Raw genomic sequence first — 21559 nt, forward strand, 5'->3', positions numbered from 1 at the left:
AGTCTCGCACGCGCGCACCCGCGCCACCAGGGCCGGATCGCTTCGCACATGTGTTCTGATGTCGCTTGACTTGGCGATAGAACGGGTGTTCGATGAATCCATGCGATGGCAGGGACAGGAGCTCGGCGTCTCGGACCCCGACGCGCTGCCCGGAATGGAGCAGCTCGACGGACTCGTCCGGTCGGTGACGACGCCCGAGTTCGCGGGCGTGACGTTCCACGAGGTCGCCGCCAAGTCGGCCCTCAACCATGTGCCGCGCTCGAGCAGCATGCCGTTCGACTGGACGATCAACCCGTATCGCGGATGCACCCATGCCTGCGTGTACTGCCTCAGCCCAGACACCCTGATCCTGCGGGCCGACGGCCGCCAGGTTCCGCTTCGTGAGATCCGCGTCGGCGACGAGATCGTCGGCACCGAGCGGCACGGTGCCTACCGACGCTACGTGCGCACGACGGTCCGCGCGAAGTGGCCGTCGAGAAAGCGCGCGTATCGCGTCACGCTGGCCGACGGCACCGAGATCACGGCGAGCGGCGACCATCGGTTCCTGACCGACAGGGGCTGGAAGCATGTCCACGGCGCCACCACGGGCCCCGAGCAGCGCCCCCACCTCACCGCCCTCAACCGCTTGATGGGATTCGGCATCGGCGGGCCGCCGCCCGACTCCGCATCGCCGACGCCGCACTACCGACGCGGCTACCTCGCCGGCATGATCCGGGGCGACGGGATGATCTTCCATCGCTCGTATCGGAGCGCGGATCGCATCCGCGACATCCACATGTTCCGCTTGGCGCTCACGGAGACCGACCGCGCCGCCCTGGACCGATCGCGGGACTTCCTCGATCGTTCCGGCGTTCCCACGCGAACGCGAACCTTCAGCGCCGCGGAGGGCGCACGCAAGCAGATGATCGCGATCCACACCGCACGCGTGGAAGACGTCGCGGCGATCGAGCATCTGATCACGATCCCGCGAACGCGGTCCCGCGAATGGCGGGCGGGTTTCCTCGCCGGAATCTTCGATGCGGAGGGGAGCTGCTCGCGAGGCGTCCTGCGGATCAGCAACAAGGATGAAGAACTGCTCTCCCTGACCGCTGAGTCCCTGGAGGCCGTCGGCATCCCGTGCGTCATCGAACCACCCCGGCCCAATGGCGTGCGGTCCGTGCGAGTGACAGGAGGGCTGCCGATGCGGCAGCGGTTCTTCGACGCCACCCGGCCGGCGCTCAGCGGGAAGCAGCAGCTCATCGGCGACGCTGTGAAGACCGCCGCCGATCTGCGTGTCGTGTCCGTGGACGACCTCGGGCACGACATCGACATGGTGGACATCACCACCGGCACGGGGGACTTCGTCGCGAACGGCGTGATCAGCCACAACTGCTTCGCCCGGGGGACGCACGAGTATCTCGACCTGGATGCCGGGCGCGACTTCGACTCGCAGATCGTCGTGAAGGTGAACGTCGACGAGGTGCTGCGGCGGGAGCTCGCGCGCTCGTCGTGGCGCCGTGAGCCGGTCGCCCTCGGCACGAACACCGATCCGTACCAGCGGGCCGAGGGTCGCTACAAGCTCATGCCGGGCATCACGACCGCTCTGGCGGAGTCGGGCACGCCCTTCTCGATCCTGACCAAGGGCTCGCTGCTGAGGCGCGACCTGCCGCTGCTGACGCGGCTGAAGCAGGATGTGCCGATCCAGCTCGCCTTCTCCATCGCGGTCTACGACGACGAGCTGCAGCAGGCGATCGAGCCGGGGACACCGACGGCGCAGGCCCGCCTCGACACGGTGCGCGCGGCGGCCGACGCGGGCTTCGCGGTGTCGGTGTTCCTGATGCCGATCCTCCCCCACCTCTCCGACTCCCCCGAGGCGCTCGACGCCGCGCTCGCCCGGGTGAAGGCCGCGGGCGCGGCCCGGGTCGTGCACGGCGCGCTGCACCTGCGACCCGGGGTGAAGCCGTGGTTCATGCGCTGGCTCGCGCGCGAGCATCCGGAGCTCCTGCCCGCCTACCGCGGCCTGTATCCGGGCGCCTCCGTCAACGCGCCGCAGGCGTACCGGACGATGCTGTCGCAGCGCATCCGACCGCTCATCCGGGCGCACCGGCTCGACGGCCGCTCCGACGGGGATCCGTGGCGCCGGCCCGCGCCGGCGGCCGCCACGGCGTCGCGGGTCGTGACGACCTCGCGCGGGCGGGCCGCGGCGACGAGGGCGACCGAGCGACGCGCGATCCCGGAGGCCGCGACGCTGTTCTGAGCGCTCAGTCGTAGTCCGGCGCGGCAGGCAGGCCGAAGAACTCCTCGAGCGTGTGGAAGCCGCCCGCCTGGTACGCCTCGGCGATGCCCCGGCCCACGTAGCGCAGGTGCCAGGGCTCGGCGTCGTAGCCGGTCGTCACACTGCGCCCGGCCTCGTAGCGGACGATCCATCCGTAGCGCCACGCGTTCTCGGCGAGCCAGCGCCCCTGCGCGGTCCCGCCCACCTCATAGATGTCGCCGCACCCCCACGCGCCGCACGCCACGACGTCGGCGGCCAGCCCCAGCTGATGCTCGCTGTGACCGGGACGGGCGGACAGGGCGTCCGCCCCGCCGCCGCGCGCGCCCACCTGCGCCGCATAGGTCGAGACCTGGGTGTCGTAGGAGCGGTACCCGCTGTACAGCGCGATCCTCCCGGCACCCTCGGCCGCGGCGTCGGCGAGCCGCTCGAAGGCGGCCAGGGCGTCGGCACGAAGACCGACGTCGGCGACGCGCGCCGCGGGCCGGCGCACCTCCCGCGGCGCATAGTCGATCGGATCGAGCGGACGCAGCTTGTTGACGACCACCCACGGCATCGCCGGATCGTCCAGGCGCACGCAGGGCGCCGCGCCGTCGAGCACCGCCTGCCGCAGCGACTCCCCGCCACCGAACGCGGCCACGAGAGCGTCCGCATCGGAGTCGCGGAGCGCGGCGACGACCTCCGGCGCCTCGCAGGGCGCCTCCGATGCCTCGACCTGCTCCACGCGCGGGGCCGGGAGCGCGGCCGCCACCGGCGGCTGGTCGACGAGGGAAGGCACCGCGCTCGCCTTCTCGGCGCCCGCGAGCAGCGGCGAGAGGACGGCGAACGCCCCCATCCCGAGCGCGACGGCGAGGATCAGCAGCGCGACGGCGCGCACTCTGCGCCGCGCGCGCAGCCGACGCCGCGCGGCAGCCCTCCCGGCGTGGCTCATGGTCTCCATTGTCGCCCACCGGGTCCGCCGCATCACCCCGGCGGCGACTGAAAGTTCTGCCCTCCGACCAGGCATATCGATATGCAGGTTTCGGATCTTTCGAACCGCTCGACGGGTGTTGACATGCCGCCCGAGCACTCCCTAGTCTCAGGCATCGCACGGCTGGGGCGGCGTCGAGGTCTCCCCAAACCCGCGGCCGACGAACCCGAGGTCGGCCGGACACCAGGGCCCCGCCGTGCGCGCGGACCAGGTGGCGCGCCCCCAGCGAGCGCCACCCGACCGACGCAGGTCGCCCCCTGATGAGCACCCGGCCCGGGGGGCGACCTGCCAAACCCCCGTCGACTTTCGCTTCTTTCGAGCCGAGCGCTTCGATTGACCGGATCTTACGAGCCTTCTTATCCTCGGGGCACCGCCTACAGCCCCGACGTCGCCGTCCGGTCCGGCGGCGAACGGCCCCCGAAGCCGCCGGTTCGACGAAGACCCATCCCCCGGAAGGAAGGCCCTCCATGGCCAGACGCCCCGCCCTGCGCATCCTGGGCTCCACGGCGGCAGCCGTCGCCCTCATCCTGACCTGCGCGGTCCCCGCCCACGCCGCGGCGCTGACCGTGAAGAACCCGGGCTTCGAGGTCGTGACCGCCTCCGGCGAGCCCGCGGACTGGAGCGTGTGGCGGGCGCGGGGCACCGGCATCAGCGCGCAGTCCGTGGCTGGCGCGGGCCCCGACGGGCACCCTGACCCGCGTCGGCGTCACCTCCGGCACGCACGCCTGGAAGCACGTGCGCGAGTACGTCGAGGTGCCCGCCGGCACGGCGACGCTCGTGATCGAGCCGATGCTCGACAGCGCCTCGGGCCGGCTCTCGATCGACAACGTCGCGGTCGACAGCGTCGAGCACGTCGCGATCACGTCGCCCGCCGTGCAGCCGACGGGCGAGGTCGAGCTGAAGTGGACGTTCGCGGGGCTCTCGGGCACGCCGGCGTCCTACGACATCCACCGCTCGACCGAGGCCGGATTCGAGCCCTCCGGCGACACGCTCGTGCGCTCGGTGCCCGCGATCACCATGGCCGAGGACGCGACCACGCAGCCGGGCACGACCTACCACTACCGCGTGGTCGCGAAGGATGCCGCCGGCGCCGTCCTGGCCACGACCGACGCCGCGGCAGCCGCGACGCCCGCGACGTTCGTCGACCGCCAGCTCAAGGACGTCCTCACGGCGACGGCCGAGGCCGACGGCGTGCGCGTCGCGTGGCGCGTCGCCGCGGGCACGGCCGAGACCTACACGCTGTACTCCGGCCCCGCGACCCTGGCGAGCGGATCGCTGAAGTCGGCCAAGCGGATCGGGTCCGCGACGGTCGAGGCGGGCGCGACCGGCCTCAGCGGCGCCGTCTCCCTTCCGGGATCGGCGCCCGCGGCCTACGCGCTTGTGAACGCCGCGGGCGAGGTCGTCGCCTCGGCCAAGGTCGCCGACCTCGCGCACCCGCGCCTGTGGATCGACGACGACAAGCTCGCCAAGGTGCGCGAGCAGATCGCCGTGCCGGGTGAGCCGCAGGAGATCTGGAACGGCATCCTGGCACGCGTCGCCGGGGGCCTGACCGCCACCCCCAACCCGTACGGCCAGGGCTTCGGCGAGGGTGAGGGCCGCTACGCGGCCGAGGCCGCGCTGGCCTACCAGGTCACGGGCGACGCGTCCTACCCGCAGAAGGCGTACGACGGCATCGTCGCGGCCGAGGCGAAGCTGCCGCTCGGCACCCGGCAGCCGCTCGAGGACGCCAACCCGGCCCCCGTGCTGGCCCAGGCGTACGACTGGGCCTGCAACGGCTGGACCGACGAGCAGCGCGCGAACGCGAACCGCATCCTCGGCCGCCTGGCCGCGGCCATGGAGGTCGCGCACCACTTCAACATGGACGACGACACGCGCGCCTCGAACTGGACCGGCGTCACGCGCGGCGGCGAGCTCGCGCTGCGCCTCGCGACGCGCGGCGACGGCTGGTTCGACGCGGGCGAGACGCGCATCCCGATGCTCGTGAACGAGGTCGGGCTGCACCTCGACGCGGCCTACACCGACACGGGCTGGATGCAGGAGGGCCTGGAGTACGTCAACTACACGCTCCAGATCGCGCTGCCCGGCATCTACGCCGCGCAGGACGCCGGCATCACGGCGCTCGACGCCTCGATCGAGCGGCCGCAGTTCACGAACCTGTACCTGCACAGCCTCGCGAACACCCCCAACCACAAGCGCCTGCAGTGGGGCGCGACGTCGATGCAGGGACGCTTCCCCACCGCGGGCATGATCGCCCGCCTGGTCCCCCAGAGCCAGCGCGACGCCTGGGTGTGGCACTGCGAGCGCTCGGTCGGGTCGCTCGGATCGAAGGAGCACGCCGGTTCTCTCGGCCCGTTCCCGCTCATCGACTGGCCCGAGGACGCGTCCGGATCCGAGCCCATCACGAACCCGGCGCTCACGCAGGCGCTCATGGACGACCACGCGGGGGCGTACCAGTTCCGGAGCCGCTACCAGGACGCGGGCGACGTGCTGGTCGGCCTCACGAACCGCAACTCGTCGCACCTCGGCTGGGAGGGCCTGGAGACCTTCGCGCTGTCGATGACGAGCAGCAACGTGACGTGGGCGCGGCAGCACGCGAAGGCGTACACCGACCTGGCGCAGTACTCGAAGCCGCTGATCGACGGGCGGCCCGAGAACGTGCCGCTCAGCCAGTCCCAGCAGTCGCCGGCAAGGGCGAGACGCTCGCGTCGAAGGCGCTCGCGGGCCAGGGCGGCGGCTACGTCAAGCTGGACGGCTCGGCCAACTTCGGCGTCGACTCGGCGATCCGCGACGCGGCCGTGGACATGGCGGGCGGCGAGGGCGTCGACACGGTCGTGGCGATCCACGACGCGTTCGCCGACGACGGCACCGGCGAGGTGCCCGCCGGCGAGGTCGTGGACGACTCGACCCTCGCGGTCGGAGGCGAGACCTACGACGTGCTCGCCCTCGACGGCCTGAAGTAGTCCCTCGCACACGGAGAGGCCCCGGGAGCTCGCGCTCCGGGGGCCTCTCCGCGTGCCGGCCGCGGGATCAGCCGGAGTACGTCACGCCCCAGCGCGCCGTCCAGGACTCGCCCGGAGCCAGGCGGCGCACGTCGCGGCCCGAGTTGAAGGCGTCGGTCGGCGCCGTCATCGGCTCGATCGCGATCGCGAGCGGGTGGCCGGGGTACGCGTCGGTCGTGAAGACCTGGATGTACCCCCAGTTCTCGTCCTGCCACATCGTGACGGACCGGCCGTCAGGCGCCGTGAGCGTCGAGCGGGCGATGCCGTCGGCGCCGCGCGCCAGCGATCCGAAGCCGGTGTCGAGCTGGACGTCGCCCACGCGGACGCCGCCGCGCAGATCGACCTCGCCCGACACGGGCGCCTCGCCCGTGGGCAGCAGCCGGTCGTCGACCTCGAAGACCGATTCGGCGGGGACGGTGACGACGAGGTCGGCGGTCGGGACGCCGCCGATGCAGAAGAACGGATGCGTGCCGAGCGCGACGGCGGCGTCGCCCTCGCCCACGTTGACCACCTCGTGCGTCACCTCGACGCCGTCGTCGACGAGGGCGTAGGTGACGCTCGTGCGCAGCGTGTACGGGTAGCCGTGCTGCGGGTAGACGATCGCCGTGAGCGTCGCGCGGTCCTCGCTCGTGTCGACGGCGTAGGGCGCGTAGCGCAGCAGCCCGTGGATGGCGTTGTCGCGCGCGGGCTCCGTGATGTCGAGCTGACGCTCGGCGCCGCCGTCGTTCCAGCGGCCGTCGCGGATGCGGTTGGGCCACGGCGCGAGCACGATGCCGCTCCCGAACGGGGTCGGCGCGCCCTCGGGGTACCTCGGCACGAGGTCCACGCCGCCGACCGAGAGGCCGCGCAGCGAGGCTCCCACCTGGGCGATGTGCGCCGTGACCTCGCCGGCGCCGCCCTCGCGGCGGAGGTGGACCTGGTCACCCGTGGGGTCGATGCGGTTCTGTGCGTTCACGGCACGAGCCTATTCGAGCCCGGCCGCCCGCTTGTCAAGCGCCTACCCGCCGGGTGCCCGGCGTGGTGCTGTCGGGAGCATGACGCAGATCGTGCCCTCCCCCTCCCGCGTGACCGGCGTGCCCGACCTGCCCGGATGGGATGCCACGTGGCGGCTCGCCCGCGACGGCTACGTCTTCGGGCAGCGGGGCTTCCGCGACGTGGGCGCCGACGCGTTCCGCACCCGGCTGCTGGCCCGGCCCGTCGTGGTCGCGCGCGGCGCCGAGGCGGCGCACGTGTTCGGCGAGCCGGATGCCTTCGAGAGGCGAGGCGCCATCCCGCGCTCGGTCGTCCACCTCCTGCAGGACGAGGGCAGCGTGCAGCAGCTGGAGGGACCGCGGCACGGCGAGCGGAAGGTGCTCATGCTCGAGCTGGCGCAGGGTGAGCGCGCCGGGCTGGTCGAGGCGTTCCGGGATGCGTGGCCCGAGGTCGTCGCGGAGCATGGGCATGGGGCGGTTCCGGCCGCGGAGGTCGCCGCGCGGGCGCTCACCCGGGCGGCGCTGGAATGGACCGGGATCCGCGTCGACCGCGGCCGCGAGACCGAGCTGTCCGGCGAGCTGACGGAGATGATCGCACGCGCCGGCAGCGTCGGCCCGCTCAACTGGAAGGCGCGCCTCCGCCGTCGGCGCACGGAGGCATGGGCGCGCGACGTCGTGCGCGAGCGCCGCGCCGCGGGAGACCACGAGACCATCGCGGGGCGCCTCGCGCACCACACCGAGGGCGGTCGCCCGCTGGACGAGGACGTCGCCGCCGTCGAGATGCTCAACCTGCTGCGGCCCACGGTCGCCGTCGCCCGCTTCGTGGCCTTCGCCGCCCACGCGCTGCACCGGCATCCGGACTGGGCGTCGCAGACCCGCGGCGGCGACGCGGCGGCCACGCGCTGGACGGCGGACGAGGTCCGCCGGTTCTACCCGTTCTTCCCGATGGTCGGCGGCATCGCGACCGAGCCGTTCGAGCTCCACTGCGAGTGGTTCGAGGAGGGCCAGTGGATGATGCTCGACCTCTACGGCACCGACCACTCCCCCGAGCTCTGGGAGCGGCCGGACGTGTTCAACCCCGGACGGTTCGCGACCGCCTCGCCCCACGCGGTGGTGGCCCAGGGCGTGGGCGAGCACCTCGCCTCCCACCGGTGCCCGGGCGAGCTCGCCACGGTGGACCTGCTCGTCGAGACGCTGCAGCAGCTCACGCAGGGTCCGGCCTACACCGTGCCGGAGCAGGATCTCCGCATCAGCCTGCGACGCATCCCCGCCGAGCCCGAGGACGGCATGATCCTGCAGTTCGCGTGATGCCGCACCCGCAGACGACGGATGCCGCCCTCGTCATGCGAGGGCGGCATCCGGTCGTGCGGGGGGCGGGTCAGGCCAGTTCAGAACCCAACCCTGTCCGCCGCGTATGTGGCATCCGCGGTGGAGAACCCCTCGTACTCCAACTGGTCAATGAGTCCCTGACGCGAGAACGACATGAAGTCCAGATACTGTTGTGCCTTCTTGACCGCCTGGTCGCGCCAGTTCACCTCACCCCTGTTCTCGAGGTAGGACACGGCATACGTCGCATCGGCGGTGGAGAACCCCTCGTACTCGAGCTGACCGATGAGACCGCTCCTGGAGAATGCCGTGAAGTCGAGGTAATCGCGCGCCTTCTCGATCGCCTGCTGCTGCTCGAACGTCGGAGGCGCCGGCGCGACGTATCGGCGCACGCCGAGCGTGTCCCTGCGGTCGCCGTTCCAGTCCCCGACCAGCGTGGTGTCGGATGCACGACCATAGGCCTGAACACGGGATGCGGAGCCGGAGCTCAGCGAATCCGAGATGTAGTACACGTTGCCCCGCCGCACAGCGAGGGTGTCCGCTCCGTCCGCGTTCCAATCGCCGACGAGGACGAGGTCAGAAGACCGACCGTAATTGATGACCGCGCTCGCGCTGCCTCCCGTCAGGCTGTTCGAGATGTAGTACACATTTCCGCGACGAACCGCCAAGGTGTCCCTGCCGTCACCATTCCAGTCACCGACCAGAACGACATCGGATGCCTTGCCGTAGTTGAAGACGACGCTGGCATTGCCGCCGCTGAGACTGTTGGAGATGTAATACGTCTGACCGCGGCGCACCGCGAGCGTGTCCACGCCGTCCCCGTTCCAGTCTCCGACCAGGACGGTGTCCGATGCCTTCCCGTAGTTGATGACCGTGGTCGCATTACCGCCAAGCCTGTTCGAGAAGTAATACGTCCGATCGCGCCGGACCGCCAGGGTGTCCTTTCCGTCGCCGTTCCAGTCGCCGGTGTAGACACGATCCTCGGCCTTGCCGTAGTTGAATTCATGGTTCGCCGTCGCCGACCATGAGTCGTTCAGGTAGTAGCGGGCGCCGTAGCCGCCCACTTCGCGGCCATCGGCCATCGCAGGCGCCTGACCCGCAATTGCGGCGCCGGCGGCCACCGCTATCGCAAGAATGGCCGCCCACATCCGCCGGGGCCTGCGCTCGATGCTGTTCACCGCGATACTCCACTTCTACCGACACAGTCGGTGGCCTCTTCACGCCGACGACGCGTTGGCGCTAAAGGAAGAATATGAGATCGGAGTTCGTGCGCAATACATGACCGGAATTCTCAGGCGCGCCCGAGCCAAAGCCACGAGCGTCATGCCTATTCCGCCCGCAGACGACGGATGCCGCCCTCGTCATGCGAGGGCGGCATCCGGTCGTGCGTGCGGGACGGGTCAGGCCGAGAGCTCGGCCACGGTCGGGCCGCCGGCCAGCTCGTCGAGCAGGTCGTCGCCGGGGCGCACCTCGTCGAACGGGGCGGCGATCTCGGCCCGCTCCAGCATCTCGGTCATGCGGCGGCGACGCTGACGCGGGATCAGCGTGACCACGCGACCCGTGCGGCCCGCGCGACCGGTCCGGCCGGCGCGGTGCAGGTACGTCTTGTACTCGTCCGGCGCGTCGGCCTGGATGACCAGGTCGATGTCGTCGACGTGGATGCCTCGCGCGGCGACGTCCGTGGCGACGAGCACGCGGGCGCGGCCCTTCGAGAAGCGCTCGATGTTGCGCGTGCGCTTGGCCTGGTTCAGGTCGCCGTGCAGCGCGATCGCGTCGACGCCGGCGTCCTCGAACTGCTCGGCGAGCATCTCGGCGTAGGCGCGCGTGCGGGTGAAGACCAGCGTCTTGCCCTCGCGGTCGACCAGGGAGTCGAGGATCTCGGCCTTCGAGCGGTGCTCGATCACGAGCACGCGGTGGTCGATCGTGCCGGTCTCCTGGGTCTCGCCCGCGACCTCGTACACCTGCGGGTCGACGAGGAACTCGTCCACGAGCGCGGCGACCTCGCGGTCGAGCGTCGCCGAGAAGAGCAGCTTCTGGCCCCCCTCGGCGGTCAGGCGCAGGATCTCCTGCACGGGCTCGAGGAAGCCGAGCTCGCACATGTGGTCGGCCTCGTCGAGCACCGAGATCTGGATCTGCGAGAGGTCCAGCTTGCCCTGGCGCTGCAGGTCGCCGATGCGGCCCGGGGTGCCGATGATGATGTCGACGCCCTTCTTGAGCGCACCCACCTGGCGCGCCTGGGGCACGCCGCCGTAGATCTGCGTCGTGAACAGGCCCACGCTGCGCGCGATCGGCTGGATGGTGCGGTCGATCTGGAGCGCGAGCTCGCGGGTCGGGGCCATGATGAGCGCGACGGGCGCACGGCCGAACTCGCGCTTGACGCCCGCCTTGCTGCGCAGCACGCGCTCCACGAGCGGAGCGCCGAAGGCGATGGTCTTGCCCGAGCCGGTGCGGCCGCGGGCGAGGACGTCGCGGCCCTCGATGATCGACGGGGCGGTCGACGCCTGGATCGGGAAGGGCCGCTCGGCGCCCAGCGCGGCGAGCGCGCGGACGATGTTGTCGCCGAAGCCGAGGTCGGCGAAGGTCGTCTCCGTCACCTCTTCGGCCACGACGGCCTGCGCCTCGAGGCGCTCGTGCACGACGTCGATGCGCTGCTCCTGCGCCTGGGTGCGCGCGGGGCGCTCCTCGCGGCGCTCCTGCCAGGCCTGCTCGCCGCGCGGGCGGTCGGAGAAGTCGCGGCGAGGGCGGTCCTCGTCGAACGAACGACGGGGGCGCTCGTCGCGCGCGAAGCGCGGACGCTCCTCGCGCGGCGCGAAGTCGCGACGCTCGCCGCGGTCCTGGCGGTCGAAACGGCGCTCGCCGTCACGGGCCGGACGCGCGTCGCGGTCGAAGCGGCGCTCGCCGTCGCGCGCCGGGCGCGCGTCACGGTCGAAGCGCGGGCGGTCCGAGCGCTCGAAGCGGGGTCGGTCCTCGCGCGGGGCGAAGTCGCGACGCTCGCCACGGTCCTGACGGTCGTAGCGCGGACGGTCGCCCTCACGCGCCGGACGGGCATCGCGGTCGAAGCGGCGCTCGCCGTCGCGGGCGGGACGGGCGTCGCGGTCGAAGCGCGGACGCTCCGAACGCTCGAAACGAGGACGCTCGCCGTCGCGGGCCGGGCGGGCGTCGCGGTCGAAGCGGCGCTCGCCGTCGCGCGCGGGACGCGCATCGCGGTCGAAGCGCGGACGCTCGACCCGGTCGTAGCGGGGACGCTCCTCGCCACGGCCGTAGGCCGGGCGCGCATCGCGACGCTCGCCGTCGCGCGCAGGGCGCGCATCGCGGTCGAAGCGCGGACGCTCGGCGCGCTCGTAGCGCGGGCGGTCGCCGGCGCTGTCGTCGCGGCGCGGCCCGCGCGATCCGCCGTCGATGCCGCGGAACGGGCCGCCGGTCTTCTTCTTGGCGTAGCGCGGATCGAAGTTCTGGGCGGGACGGCCGCCGGCCGGCTTCTTGTTCTTGGGCATGCGAAAAGGAACCTCTCGATAGGTGTCATGCGGCCTGTAAGGACCACACACACCCGCGCACTCTTCGCGCGGCATCCCAAGCCGACCCTTCAGAGTAGCGGGGCCCGCTGGGAGAACGCCTGGCCGGGCGCCGTCCGCACCCCGCTCAGCGGGTGAGCGCCGTCGTCCCGCGGCGCTTGACGGACCAGCGCACGCCCTTGAGCAGCGGGTAGATCACCGAGAAGACCCACATCGGGGCGCGCAGCTTGGCGTCGCGGATGCCGTGCGCGTCGTACGTCCGCTCCCAGCGCATCACGTAGCTGTAGTAGTCGCGCGGGGCGTCGTCGAGGCGGCGGGCGGACATCCCGGCCACCATCGCCGACCGGTACACGGCGCGATGGCCGCGCTCGTGCAGGTGGATCGAGATGTCGATGTCCTCGTGCATCTCGTCGGCCGCGTCGCGGCACACGTGCGGCCGGATGTCCCGCCACGCCTCGGCCCGCAGGGCCATGTTGCTGCCGAAGATGTAGTGGAAGTCGCGGGCCAGGCGGTGCACGGCGCGACGCAGCGCGTCGTCGGCTCGATGGCCCCAGCGACGCAGGGGCATGTCGTAGTAGATCATCGGCCCGGTCGCGGCCGCCACGGTCTCGTCCCGGAAGATGCGGCGCACCTGCTCGACCCAGTCGGGCTCGAGGACGGTGTCGGCGTCGATCCGGCCGAGCACCTGGCCGCTCGCGTAGTCCAGCCCCAGGTTGCGGGTCGGGATCAGGCCCTGCACCTCGTCCTGCGAGAGCAGCACCCGCGGCACGTGCGGATGCTCGCGCTGCAGCGCCCGCACGATGTCGCGCGTCGCGTCGGTCGAGCGGTTGTCGACGACGATGATCTCGTCGGCCGGATCCGTCTGGTCGATCGCCGCGAGCACGCAGGCGCGGATGGTGCTCTGCTCGTTGAAGGCCGGGATCACGATCGAGACCGTCGGACCGGCGTTCATGTCCAGAAGCCTATCGACTTCGTCCGGGCCCGCCATGCCCTCCGTCACGGGGCGTCTCCCTCCCGATCGCGCCGGCGCAGCTGCACGCGCGAGGCGGCGGGCAGGGCGGACGTCGCCGGGACCGTGATCACGGCGGCCGGCGCCGTCGCGGTGACGGATGCGGGAACGACCGGCTCGACCGGCGTCTCCGGCACGGCGGTCGCGTCGGACCCGGCGCGCCGCGCGGCCCGGCGCTCGCGCGCTCCCTCGACGAGGTTGTAGAGGGTCGGCAGCACGATCAGCGTGAGCACGGTGGACGACAGCAGTCCGCCGATGACGACGATCGCCAGCGGCTGCGAGATGAAGCCGCCGTGGCCCGTGATGCCGAGGCCCATCGGGGTGAGCGCGAAGATCGTCGCGAGCGCGGTCATCAGGATCGGACGAAGGCGGTTGGAGGCCCCGGCGATGGTGGCGTCGTGCGCCGTGAGGCCGCGCTCGCGGTACTGGTTCACGAGGTCGACGAGCACGATCGCGTTGGTCACCACGATGCCGATCAGCATCAGCACGCCGATCAGCGACGCGACCCCGAGCGGCACGCCCGTGACGATCTGCAGCAGGATGGCGCCGGTCGCCGCGAACGGCACGGACACGAGCAGCAGCAGCGGCTGCCGCAGCGACTTGAAGGTCGCGACCATGACCACGTACACGATCAGGATGGCCGCGAGCATCGCGAGGCCGAGCTGCTGGAACGACTCGGTCTGCTCCTCCGCGACTCCGCCCACCTCCGCGTCGGCGCCCGCGGGGAGATCGACCTCGGCGAGCACGTCGGCGACGGCGGCGGTGGCGACGTTCAGGTCGTCGGTCGCGGGCGGCACCGTGATCGTGGCCGTGCGGCGGCCCTGCTCGGTCGTGATGGACGTGGGGCTCTCGCGCTCCTCGATCGTCGCGAGGTCGGCGAGCGCGACCATGCCCGCGGCGGTCGGGATGCGCAGATCGCGCAGCTCGTCCACGGTCGCGGGCGGGTCCTGGGCCGCGATGTACACGGTGAGGGACGTGCCGTCGATCTCGACCGTGCCGACCTCGCGGGGCTGCATGGTGCTCGAGACCAGCGATCCCACGGCCACCTCGGACAGACCCCGCTCGGCCGCGGCCGCCCGGTCCACCTCGACCGCGATGTACGGAAGCGACGCGGCGAGGTCGTCCGTCACCCGGCCGATGCCGTCGCGACCGTCGAGCTCCTCGACCAGGAGGCGCGTCGCCTCCTCGAGCTCGTCCTCGCCCAGCGCGGTGACGGTGATGGCGATGTCGGTCGATCCGAGCCCCGCGGCCGCCGCGACCGCGATCTCGCCGACGTCCTCCAGGTCGGCGACGGCCTCCTGCACGTCCTCGCGCATCCGCTCCTGGTCGGCATCCGGATCCGTGACGATCGAGTAGGTCACGCTGCCGCCGCCCGTGAACGCGTCGCGCAGCGGCGATCCGGTCGATCCGACCGACACCTGCATGGTCTCGATTCCGTCGACGCGCTCGAGCGCCTCCTCGACCCGCTGAGCCGCCTCGTCCTTGGTCTCCAGGCTCGCGGTCGGGTCCAGCGTCTGGGAGACGGTGAGCGTGTTCTGCCCGCTGTCGCCGAGGAAGTTCACCTTCATGAGCGGCGCCGCCGCGATCGTGCCGACCAGCACCGCGATCGCCGCGAGCACCGTGATCCACGAGTGCCTCAGCGTCCAGCGCAGGATCGGCAGGTACGCCTTCTGCAGGCGGGACGGGGGCGCATCCGGATGCTCGGGATCGATGCGCTCGCCGTCGGCGTCCAGGCGCGGCCTGCCGGGACGAAGGAACCAGTACGCCAGCACCGGCACGATCGTGAGCGAGACCAGCAGCGAGGCGACCATCGCGATCGTGACGGTCATGGCGAACGGGCGGAACAGCTCGCCGACCATGTCGCCGACGAACACGATCGGCAGGAAGACGGCCACGGTCGTGATGGTCGACGCCGTGACGGCCATGGCGACTTCGCGGACCGCGAGGCGGATGGCGTCGCCCTTGTCGGCGCCCTGCACGTAGTGGCGCTTGATGTTCTCGATCACGACGATCGAGTCGTCCACGACGCGGCCGATCGCGATCGTCAGCGCGCCGAGGGTGAGCATGTTGAGCGAGTACCCGAACGCCTGGAGACCGATGAAGGTGACCAGCACGCTGGTCGGGATCGAGATGGCCGTGACGATCGTGGACCGCAGCGACACCAGGAACACCAGGATCACCACGACCGCGAACGCGAGCCCGAGCATGCCCTCGGTGGCGAGCGTCTCGATCGACTGCACGATGAACGGCGCCTGATCGAAGACCACCGTGAACTCCGCGCCGGGGAACGCGTCGCGCAGCTGCGGCAGCAGGGCCTGGACGGCGTCGGAGACCTCGACCGTGTTGGCCGCGGGCACCTTGGTGATCGACAGGGAGATCGCGGGCTCGCCGTTCACGCGCGAGACGGACGTGATCGGGTCGGTCGTCTGCTCGACCTCGGCGACGTCGCCGATGGTCGTGACCTGGGGCGCGATCGGCCGACCCGTGGTCGGATCCACCGCCGGCGCGGACGACCCCACGAGCGGCAGCGCGCGGATGTCGTCGACCGACGAGACCTTGACGCCGGTCTGGACCGTCAGGGTCTCGCCGTCCTCGGTGATGTCACCGCCCGGGAAGAGCACGCCGTTCTGCTCGAGCGCGTCGGCGATCGCCTGCTGCGTGTGGCCGCGCTGGGCCAGCGCGGCGGGGTCGGGGGTGATCGTGATCCGCTGGCCGATGCCGCCGACGATCGCGGCGGACGCGACGCCGTCGATGTCCTCCAGGTCGGGGATGGCGACGTTCTCGAGCTCGGCCTGCGCGGACTCCGCGTCGTCGAACCCGGTGACCGCGACCTGGATCACCGGGAGGTCGTCGAAGCTGACGGCGAGCACCTGGGTGTCGGCGCTCTCGGGGAGCTGCGCCGAGATCCGGTTGATGGCCTGCTGCAGCTTCTGCTCGGCGGTCGCGAGATTCGTGCCGTAGCGGAACGCGGCCTGCACGATCGAGGCGTTCGTGGTGCTCGTGGCCGACGTGGTCTCGAGGTCGGCCACGCCCTGGATCGCGGTCTCGATGGGCGTGGACACGTCGTTCTCGACGACCTCGGGCGAGGCGCCGGGATAGGTTGTCATGATCATCAGCTGCGGCAGCTCGATCGCGGGGATGAGCTCCTGCTTCAGGCTGTTGAGCGCCAGCCCGCCGAACACCCCGGCGCAGATCGTGATGAGCGCGATGAGCGCGCGGTTCTTGAGACTCAGGATGGCAAGCTTCGACACGGCTGTCTCTCGTTGGCGGGAGTCGGGACGGACGCGAACGGATGGCGGAGACCCCCCGATACAGTTCTGTATCCCGGCTTCATTCTGGCATGCGGCCTCGCGGCCCCCGGGGCGGGACCCTATGGCTCTGCCGTGAATCGTCAGGCGGCGAGCGGGGCGCCGAGCGCGAGCCCGGCGAGCGCGGCGACGGCCGAGAGCGCGAGCGTCCCGACGGCGTTCATCGCGGCGGCCATCGGGCGGCCCTCGGTCCGGAGGATCTCGGCGTCGACCGCCACCGTGCTGAAGGTCGTGAAGCCTCCGAGGAGCCCAGTGCCGAGCAGGGCCATCCATGCGGTGTCGAGCGAGGCGCCGGTGACCGCGCCGAGCGCCAAGGACCCCGTCACGTTGACCGCCAGGATGGGCCAGGGGAAGCCCACGGGAAGCACTCGGGAGAGCAGCACGTCGGCGAGCCAGCGCAGGCCCGCCCCGACGCCCCCGGCGAGCGCGACGCCGGCGAACAGCAGCGGCGTCACGCGCTCTCCGCCTTCCGCGCGAGCGCGACCCCGGCCGCCAGCCCCGCCCACGCCGCCGCGGAGGCGACGAGCAGCGCCGCGATCGCGATGACCACGGCGTGCACGACGAGCTGCGCCTGCAGCAGCTGCGCCTCCGCGACCGCGAACCCGCTGTAGGTCGTGAAGCCGCCGAGCACGCCCGTGCCGAGGAACGCGCGCCGCCGCGGTCCGGTCGAGCCGACGCGGCCGACCACGAACCCGAGGAGTCCGGATCCGACGGCGTTGACGGCGATGGTGGCGGCCAGCGCGGTGAACGAGAACCCGCCCTCGAACGGCAGAAGCAGCGCCTGGCGCAGCGCGACGCCGAGCACGCCGCCGGCCACGACGAGCGGCAGCAGCCCCCACCGGATCGGCGCCCTGGTCACCCGCCCAGCCTAGGGCGAGCGACGCGACGCCGCCGTCGCCCGCCCGCCCGACCGTTGCCCCGAGTTGCCGGTTCGTTCCAGCGGTTCGGGGCAACACGCGCGGCCATTGCCCCGAGCTGCCGCTTCGATCCGGCAGTTCGGGGCAACGCGCTCAGGCTCGCGACCGGATGCGGCCGCCACGTCTGCGATCACGCGGGAGGGGTCTTCCAGGTCCGCCTGCGAGACGGGGATGTAGATCCAGCCGAGTGCCTCGAGCCGCCGCCGGCGCTGCATGTCCCGACGCCACTGCCGCTGATCGCGATGATGGTCACCCTCGTACTCGATCGCGACCCGCAGCCCGGGGATCGCGAGATCGATCCGTGCGACGAACTCGCCGCGATCGAAGACGCGATGCTGGCAGACGAGCCCGGCGAAGCCGGCGTCCTCCAGGAGCACGCGCAGCTCCGACTCCTTGGGCGACTCCGCGAGCGGGTTCAGGCGAGCGACGACGTGCCGAAGCAGGTCACGCCGGCCCGCCGCGAGCTCGGCCGCGCCGATCGCCTCGAGGATCCGGGCCGGCATCACCCCGGTCGCGCCGCGGCCCACGATCCAGTCCCCCACCGCGACCAGCTCGGCGAACGTCAGCACATCCGCCAGATCGCAGAACGTGCGGAGCAGGCGCGTGCACGGCGCCCCGTGGAGCACCACGACGTCGTCCGGGACGAGGCGACGCTGGTGGCCGACCACGCCCCGCCCGCGCCGCGCCCGCGTCCCGCGCGGCGTCGTGACGTGGACGACCGCGACGCCGTCGCGGTCATGCGGCAGCGGGATCCGATGGAGATGCGCGGCGCTCGTGTGGCTGTACGCGCCGCCCTCGGGGATGAGGAGCGCCCGCGCACGCAGGATGTCGTCCGCGCCGTCGCGCGCCACCGGCAGCCGCACGCCGCGAGCCGGGCTCCACAGGTCGCCGCGGCGCAGCCGCGCGTCCGACACCTCCGCGGCCTCGTCCCGACGGAACGCACGGCCGCGCAGGCGCTCGGGCAGCGGCTTCGGCGAGCGGGGCATGCGCCGATCCTTTCGCGGCGCAGGGCCCGAACCGGCGCCGACCGACGGCTGTGAACCGCCGGCGCCGACCGCCGAGCCTGGGGACGAGCCTCCCCCAACGCGTTGCCCCGAGCTGCCGCTTCGATCCGACAACTCGGGGCAACGGCTCAGCGACTACAGGTTCGCCTCGGCGTAGATGCGGAGGGCGTCGCGCACGAAGGCCGCGCCGTCCGCGCCACCGTAGTTGCGCGCGAAGCGCTCGTCGGCGACGTACATCTCGCCGAGCCCGATCACATAGCCCTTCACGTCCCCGCCGGGATGGGCGGCGGGCGTCCCCGGGATGCCCGTGAGCCACTCGACGTGGCGGCGCGCGAGATCCTGGGCCTCGTCCGCGGCCGGGTCCACGCCGGACTCCGCGGCGGCGATCCAGTCGGCGCCGAGCCGGGCGGCCCGCTCCTTCCAGGCGGCGCGCTCGGCCTCGGACATCCCGCGCCACCACCGGTCGCCCTGGGCGTACGCGTCCTCGCCCCACTTCGCCTCGACCTCGTCCTTGTACTGCGTGTGGTCGAAGCCGTCGAACATCTTCTCTGCCACGAGGGCCTCCTCTCCTTCGAGTCCGCGGATGGTGCCGGTCACGGCGTCGATCTGGCGCGCGATGCGATCCCGCTCGCTGCGCAGCCACTCCAGGTGGGCCTCGAGCGCGCGACGCTCGTCGGTCTCCCGCTCGAGGATCTCCCCGATCTGCGGCAGCCCGAGTCCGAGCCCCCGCAGGAGCAGGATGCGCTGCAGCCGCACGAGCGACTGTCCGTCGTAATAGCGGTAACCGTTCGCGCCCACGCGCGATGGCGGCAGCAGGCCCAGCTCGCCGTAGTGCCGCAGGGTGCGGCTCGTGGTGCCGGCGAGCTTGGCGATCTGCTGGATCGACCAGTCTCCCCGGCAGCTACTCCAGCCGTCGCATTCGCGACGCCCGGAGCCTCCGCTGCGTGGGCCCATCCGTCATCTCCTTCTCCTGATGCTTCGACCGTAGATGTTGACGTTGCGTCAAGGTCAAGCACCCGTTCCCGAGGATTCCCTGACAGGCCTGGACAACTCGAGATATATCTCGTTTCCTGGACCTATCGAGATATATCTCGAGTTCCGTTGGGAAAGGACGGCAGAGCCATGACTCTGGAGAAGTGGATCGTGCACCCGGGCGAGACGCGGGTCATCGACGTCGAGGGCATCCGCCGCCTGAAGGTGGGACTCGTCGGCGGCCAGGTCGACATCATCGGGCACGACGAGCCAGGCACCCGCGTGGAGGTGCACGGCGTGACCGTGAAGGACCTCCGGATCGAGGTCACGGGCGACGAGCTCGAGATCGACCACCCGCAGCTGCGGTGGGACAACTTCCTGGAGGTGTTCCGCAACTTCGGTCCCGGCGGCCCGCGCGCCGAGATCAGCATCGCCGTGCCGCGAAGCGTCGCGCTGACGCTCGGGGTCGTCAGCGCCGGGGCGCTCGTCGCCGGCCTCGCGGCCGAGGCCCGCGTGAACACGGTCTCGGGCGATGTCCTGGTGGACGGCCTCACCGGCGACCTCAGCGCCAACGCGGTCTCGGGCGACGTGCAGGCGCGCGGGCTGACCGGTGCCTTCACCGCCAACACCGTGTCGGGCGATGTCACGGTCGCCGGCGAGATCCGGCGCGCGTCGGTGGACTCCGTCTCCGGTGCCACCATGATCGACGCGCAGGGCCCGATCGGCGCCGCATCCGTCAACACGGTCAGCGGCTCCGCCACCCTGCGCCTGGACGAGGGCCACCCCGCCGACTACGTGGTGCGCTCCGCGAGCGGCCGCGTCGTGATCGACGGCGTCGTGCGCTCGTCCGGCGGCCCCTCGAACGTCACCGCGTCGGCCGGGGAGCTGTCCGGGTCGTTCGTCGACGTCCGCGTCAACACCGTCTCGGGCGACGTGACCGTGCTGCGGCGCCCGGTCGCCGCCGAGCCGGCCCCCGACCGCCCCGTCACCGAGGAGGCATGATGGCCCCCGTCTTCTCCCATGGCGACCTGCGCCTGTACCTGCTGAACCTGCTCGCGGAGGCTCCGCGCCACGGCTACGACATCATGCAGTCGCTGGCCGAGCGCACGGGCGGCACCTACACGCCGAGCGCGGGCACGATCTACCCGCGCCTCGCGCGGCTCGAGGAGGAGGGGCTCGTGACCAAGACGACGGACGGCCGCAAGACCGTCTACGAGATCACCGACGCGGGACGCGCCGAGGTGCAGGCGCGGGCCGACCAGATCACCGGCATCGAGGCGGGGCTGGCGGATTCCGTCCGGCTGATCGCCGACGAGGTGCGCACCAGTGTCCGCGAGGCCATGCGCAGCCTGCGCGCGGATCTCGCGGCGGCCGCCACCGAGGCGCCCCGAGCGGCGCCGCAGTCCCCGCCGGCCGACGACGTGCGCGTCGCATCGCGCGAGCAGCTGCAGCGCGCCGAGGCGGCGATCGCCGACTTCCGCGGCCGTGTGCGCGCGGAGCTGCGCTCCCACGTCGCGCGGGGCGGAGAGCTGACCGCGGGCACGGTCGACGCGCTCCAGTCGGCGCTCGACGCGGCCGCCGCGACCCTGGCGGAGTCGCTGCGCCGCTGACGCCGCCCCCGGAAGCCGGACGAATCGCTCCGTCCGGCTTCCGGCGCGTCAGAGGGAGGTGCGGGCGCTCAGCCCTCGACCTCGGGGAACGCCTCGTCGTCGCGCAGCGGCTCCTCCTGCGGGATGACCAGGATGGGCCGGTGCTGGCGGTGCGACAGGCGCGCGGCGACGGATCCGGTGAAGAACTCCCGGATCGACTCGCCGAAGCCGCGCCTGCGCGTGCCGACCACGATCAGCTTCGCGTCGATCTTCTCCGCGAGGTGCTTGATCGCGAGCGCGGGGTCGCCGACCAGCTGGCGCACCTCCCATGTGATGCCCGCGTTCGCGAGGTGCGTCTCGGCCGCGTTCCTGACGGCCTCGAGCTCGCCCTCGCCGGCCTGCACGTTGATGTCGACGGGCGCGGAATGCACGTAGCCCTCCGGGTCCTCGTACGTCACGAACCGCGTGACGTCGACGTGCGTCACCACCAGCGGCGCGCCGAGCAGCGCCGCGTAATGCGCGGCCTCCTTGATGACGCGTGGCGACTGATCCGGGATCACTCCCGCGATCACGGCACCGCGCATGGCCGCATCGATCGGCGCCTCCCGGCGCAGGGCGTCGGACTCGTCCATCGGCTGATCGGTCATTGTCGACCCCTTCCAGGTGCCGCGGCCGGCCGAGGCGCCAGGGCCGCGTGGTATCCTGAATCCTACTCTTCACCGGCTCCCCTG

16 protein-coding genes are annotated in these 21559 nt (G+C 72.1%); 5 read left to right on the forward strand and 11 right to left on the reverse strand.

The features are described from left to right. The first annotated feature begins 100 nt into the window (after positions 1–100). Positions 101–2236: an intein-containing Rv2578c family radical SAM protein gene (locus tag B5M43_RS03140; RefSeq protein WP_055988114.1), complete on the forward strand. Its 2136-nt coding sequence runs from the start codon at positions 101–103 to the stop codon at positions 2234–2236. 4 nt (positions 2237–2240) lie between these two features. Here the strand turns inward: B5M43_RS03140 and B5M43_RS03145 are convergent, their stop codons facing one another. Next, positions 2241–3182 carry a M15 family metallopeptidase gene (locus B5M43_RS03145; protein WP_055988112.1) on the reverse strand — a complete coding sequence of 314 codons (942 nt, stop codon included), beginning with the start codon at positions 3180–3182 and terminating at the stop codon, positions 2241–2243. Between the two features lie 774 nt (positions 3183–3956). On the opposite strand from B5M43_RS03145, the gene B5M43_RS03150 reads away from it, so the two are divergent. Further along, entirely contained in the window at positions 3957–6176 is a 2220-nt protein-coding gene (locus tag B5M43_RS03150) for a hypothetical protein (protein WP_167626746.1), read from the forward strand. Positions 6177–6248: 72 nt separating this feature from the next. On the opposite strand, the gene B5M43_RS03155 is transcribed toward B5M43_RS03150, so the two are convergent. Further along, on the reverse strand, positions 6249–7175 hold the full coding sequence (locus B5M43_RS03155; protein ID WP_230667576.1) for an aldose 1-epimerase family protein: 927 nt from the start codon (positions 7173–7175) through the stop codon (positions 6249–6251). 91 nt (positions 7176–7266) lie between these two features. Between B5M43_RS03155 and B5M43_RS15260 the strand changes: the two genes are divergently transcribed. Beyond that, positions 7267–8499: a cytochrome P450 gene (locus tag B5M43_RS15260; RefSeq protein WP_167626747.1), complete on the forward strand. Its 1233-nt coding sequence runs from the start codon at positions 7267–7269 to the stop codon at positions 8497–8499. An 80-nt stretch (positions 8500–8579) separates the two neighbouring features. Here B5M43_RS15260 and B5M43_RS03165 read toward each other — a convergent pair whose 3' ends face one another. The 8 genes from B5M43_RS03165 to B5M43_RS03200 all read right to left on the reverse strand — a co-directional run bounded on the left by B5M43_RS03165 (position 8580) and on the right by B5M43_RS03200 (position 19221). Next, positions 8580–9695, reverse strand: coding sequence for an Ltp family lipoprotein (locus B5M43_RS03165; protein WP_230667584.1), 1116 nt, complete (start codon positions 9693–9695; stop codon positions 8580–8582). Positions 9696–9917: 222 nt separating this feature from the next. After that, positions 9918–12011, reverse strand: coding sequence for a DEAD/DEAH box helicase (locus tag B5M43_RS03170; protein ID WP_134745292.1), 2094 nt, complete (start codon positions 12009–12011; stop codon positions 9918–9920). A gap of 145 nt (positions 12012–12156) precedes the next feature. Further along, positions 12157–12981 (reverse strand): glycosyltransferase family 2 protein, encoded by an 825-nt coding sequence (locus tag B5M43_RS03175; protein WP_134745293.1) that lies wholly within the window; start codon positions 12979–12981, stop codon positions 12157–12159. A gap of 44 nt (positions 12982–13025) precedes the next feature. Next, on the reverse strand, positions 13026–16289 hold the full coding sequence (locus B5M43_RS03180) for an efflux RND transporter permease subunit (RefSeq protein ID WP_134745294.1): 3264 nt from the start codon (positions 16287–16289) through the stop codon (positions 13026–13028). A 140-nt stretch (positions 16290–16429) separates the two neighbouring features. After that, positions 16430–16801, reverse strand: coding sequence for a CrcB family protein (locus B5M43_RS03185; protein ID WP_230667587.1), 372 nt, complete (start codon positions 16799–16801; stop codon positions 16430–16432). Next, positions 16798–17205, reverse strand: coding sequence for a CrcB family protein (locus tag B5M43_RS03190; protein ID WP_230667589.1), 408 nt, complete (start codon positions 17203–17205; stop codon positions 16798–16800). Before B5M43_RS03190 ends, B5M43_RS03185 begins: the two co-directional genes overlap by 4 nt. A 9-nt stretch (positions 17206–17214) precedes the next feature. Next, positions 17215–18249 carry a hypothetical protein gene (locus B5M43_RS03195; RefSeq protein WP_134745295.1) on the reverse strand — a complete coding sequence of 345 codons (1035 nt, stop codon included), beginning with the start codon at positions 18247–18249 and terminating at the stop codon, positions 17215–17217. A gap of 153 nt (positions 18250–18402) precedes the next feature. Continuing rightward, positions 18403–19221 carry a MerR family transcriptional regulator gene (locus B5M43_RS03200; RefSeq protein WP_134745296.1) on the reverse strand — a complete coding sequence of 273 codons (819 nt, stop codon included), beginning with the start codon at positions 19219–19221 and terminating at the stop codon, positions 18403–18405. 168 nt (positions 19222–19389) lie between these two features. On the opposite strand from B5M43_RS03200, the gene B5M43_RS03205 reads away from it, so the two are divergent. Then, on the forward strand, positions 19390–20241 hold the full coding sequence (locus tag B5M43_RS03205; RefSeq protein WP_055988091.1) for a DUF4097 family beta strand repeat-containing protein: 852 nt from the start codon (positions 19390–19392) through the stop codon (positions 20239–20241). Then, a complete protein-coding gene (locus B5M43_RS03210; protein WP_055988089.1) occupies positions 20241–20849 on the forward strand; it encodes a PadR family transcriptional regulator in 609 nt (202 codons plus the stop codon). Before B5M43_RS03205 ends, B5M43_RS03210 begins: the two co-directional genes overlap by 1 nt. Before the next feature lie 68 nt (positions 20850–20917). Here B5M43_RS03210 and B5M43_RS03215 read toward each other — a convergent pair whose 3' ends face one another. After that, positions 20918–21475, reverse strand: coding sequence for a universal stress protein (locus B5M43_RS03215; protein ID WP_374198148.1), 558 nt, complete (start codon positions 21473–21475; stop codon positions 20918–20920). Positions 21476–21559: the final 84 nt, after the last annotated feature.

Source organism: Microbacterium sp. MEC084 (assembly GCF_004514465.2).
In the GTDB taxonomy this organism is placed as follows: Bacteria; Actinomycetota; Actinomycetes; order Actinomycetales; family Microbacteriaceae; genus Microbacterium.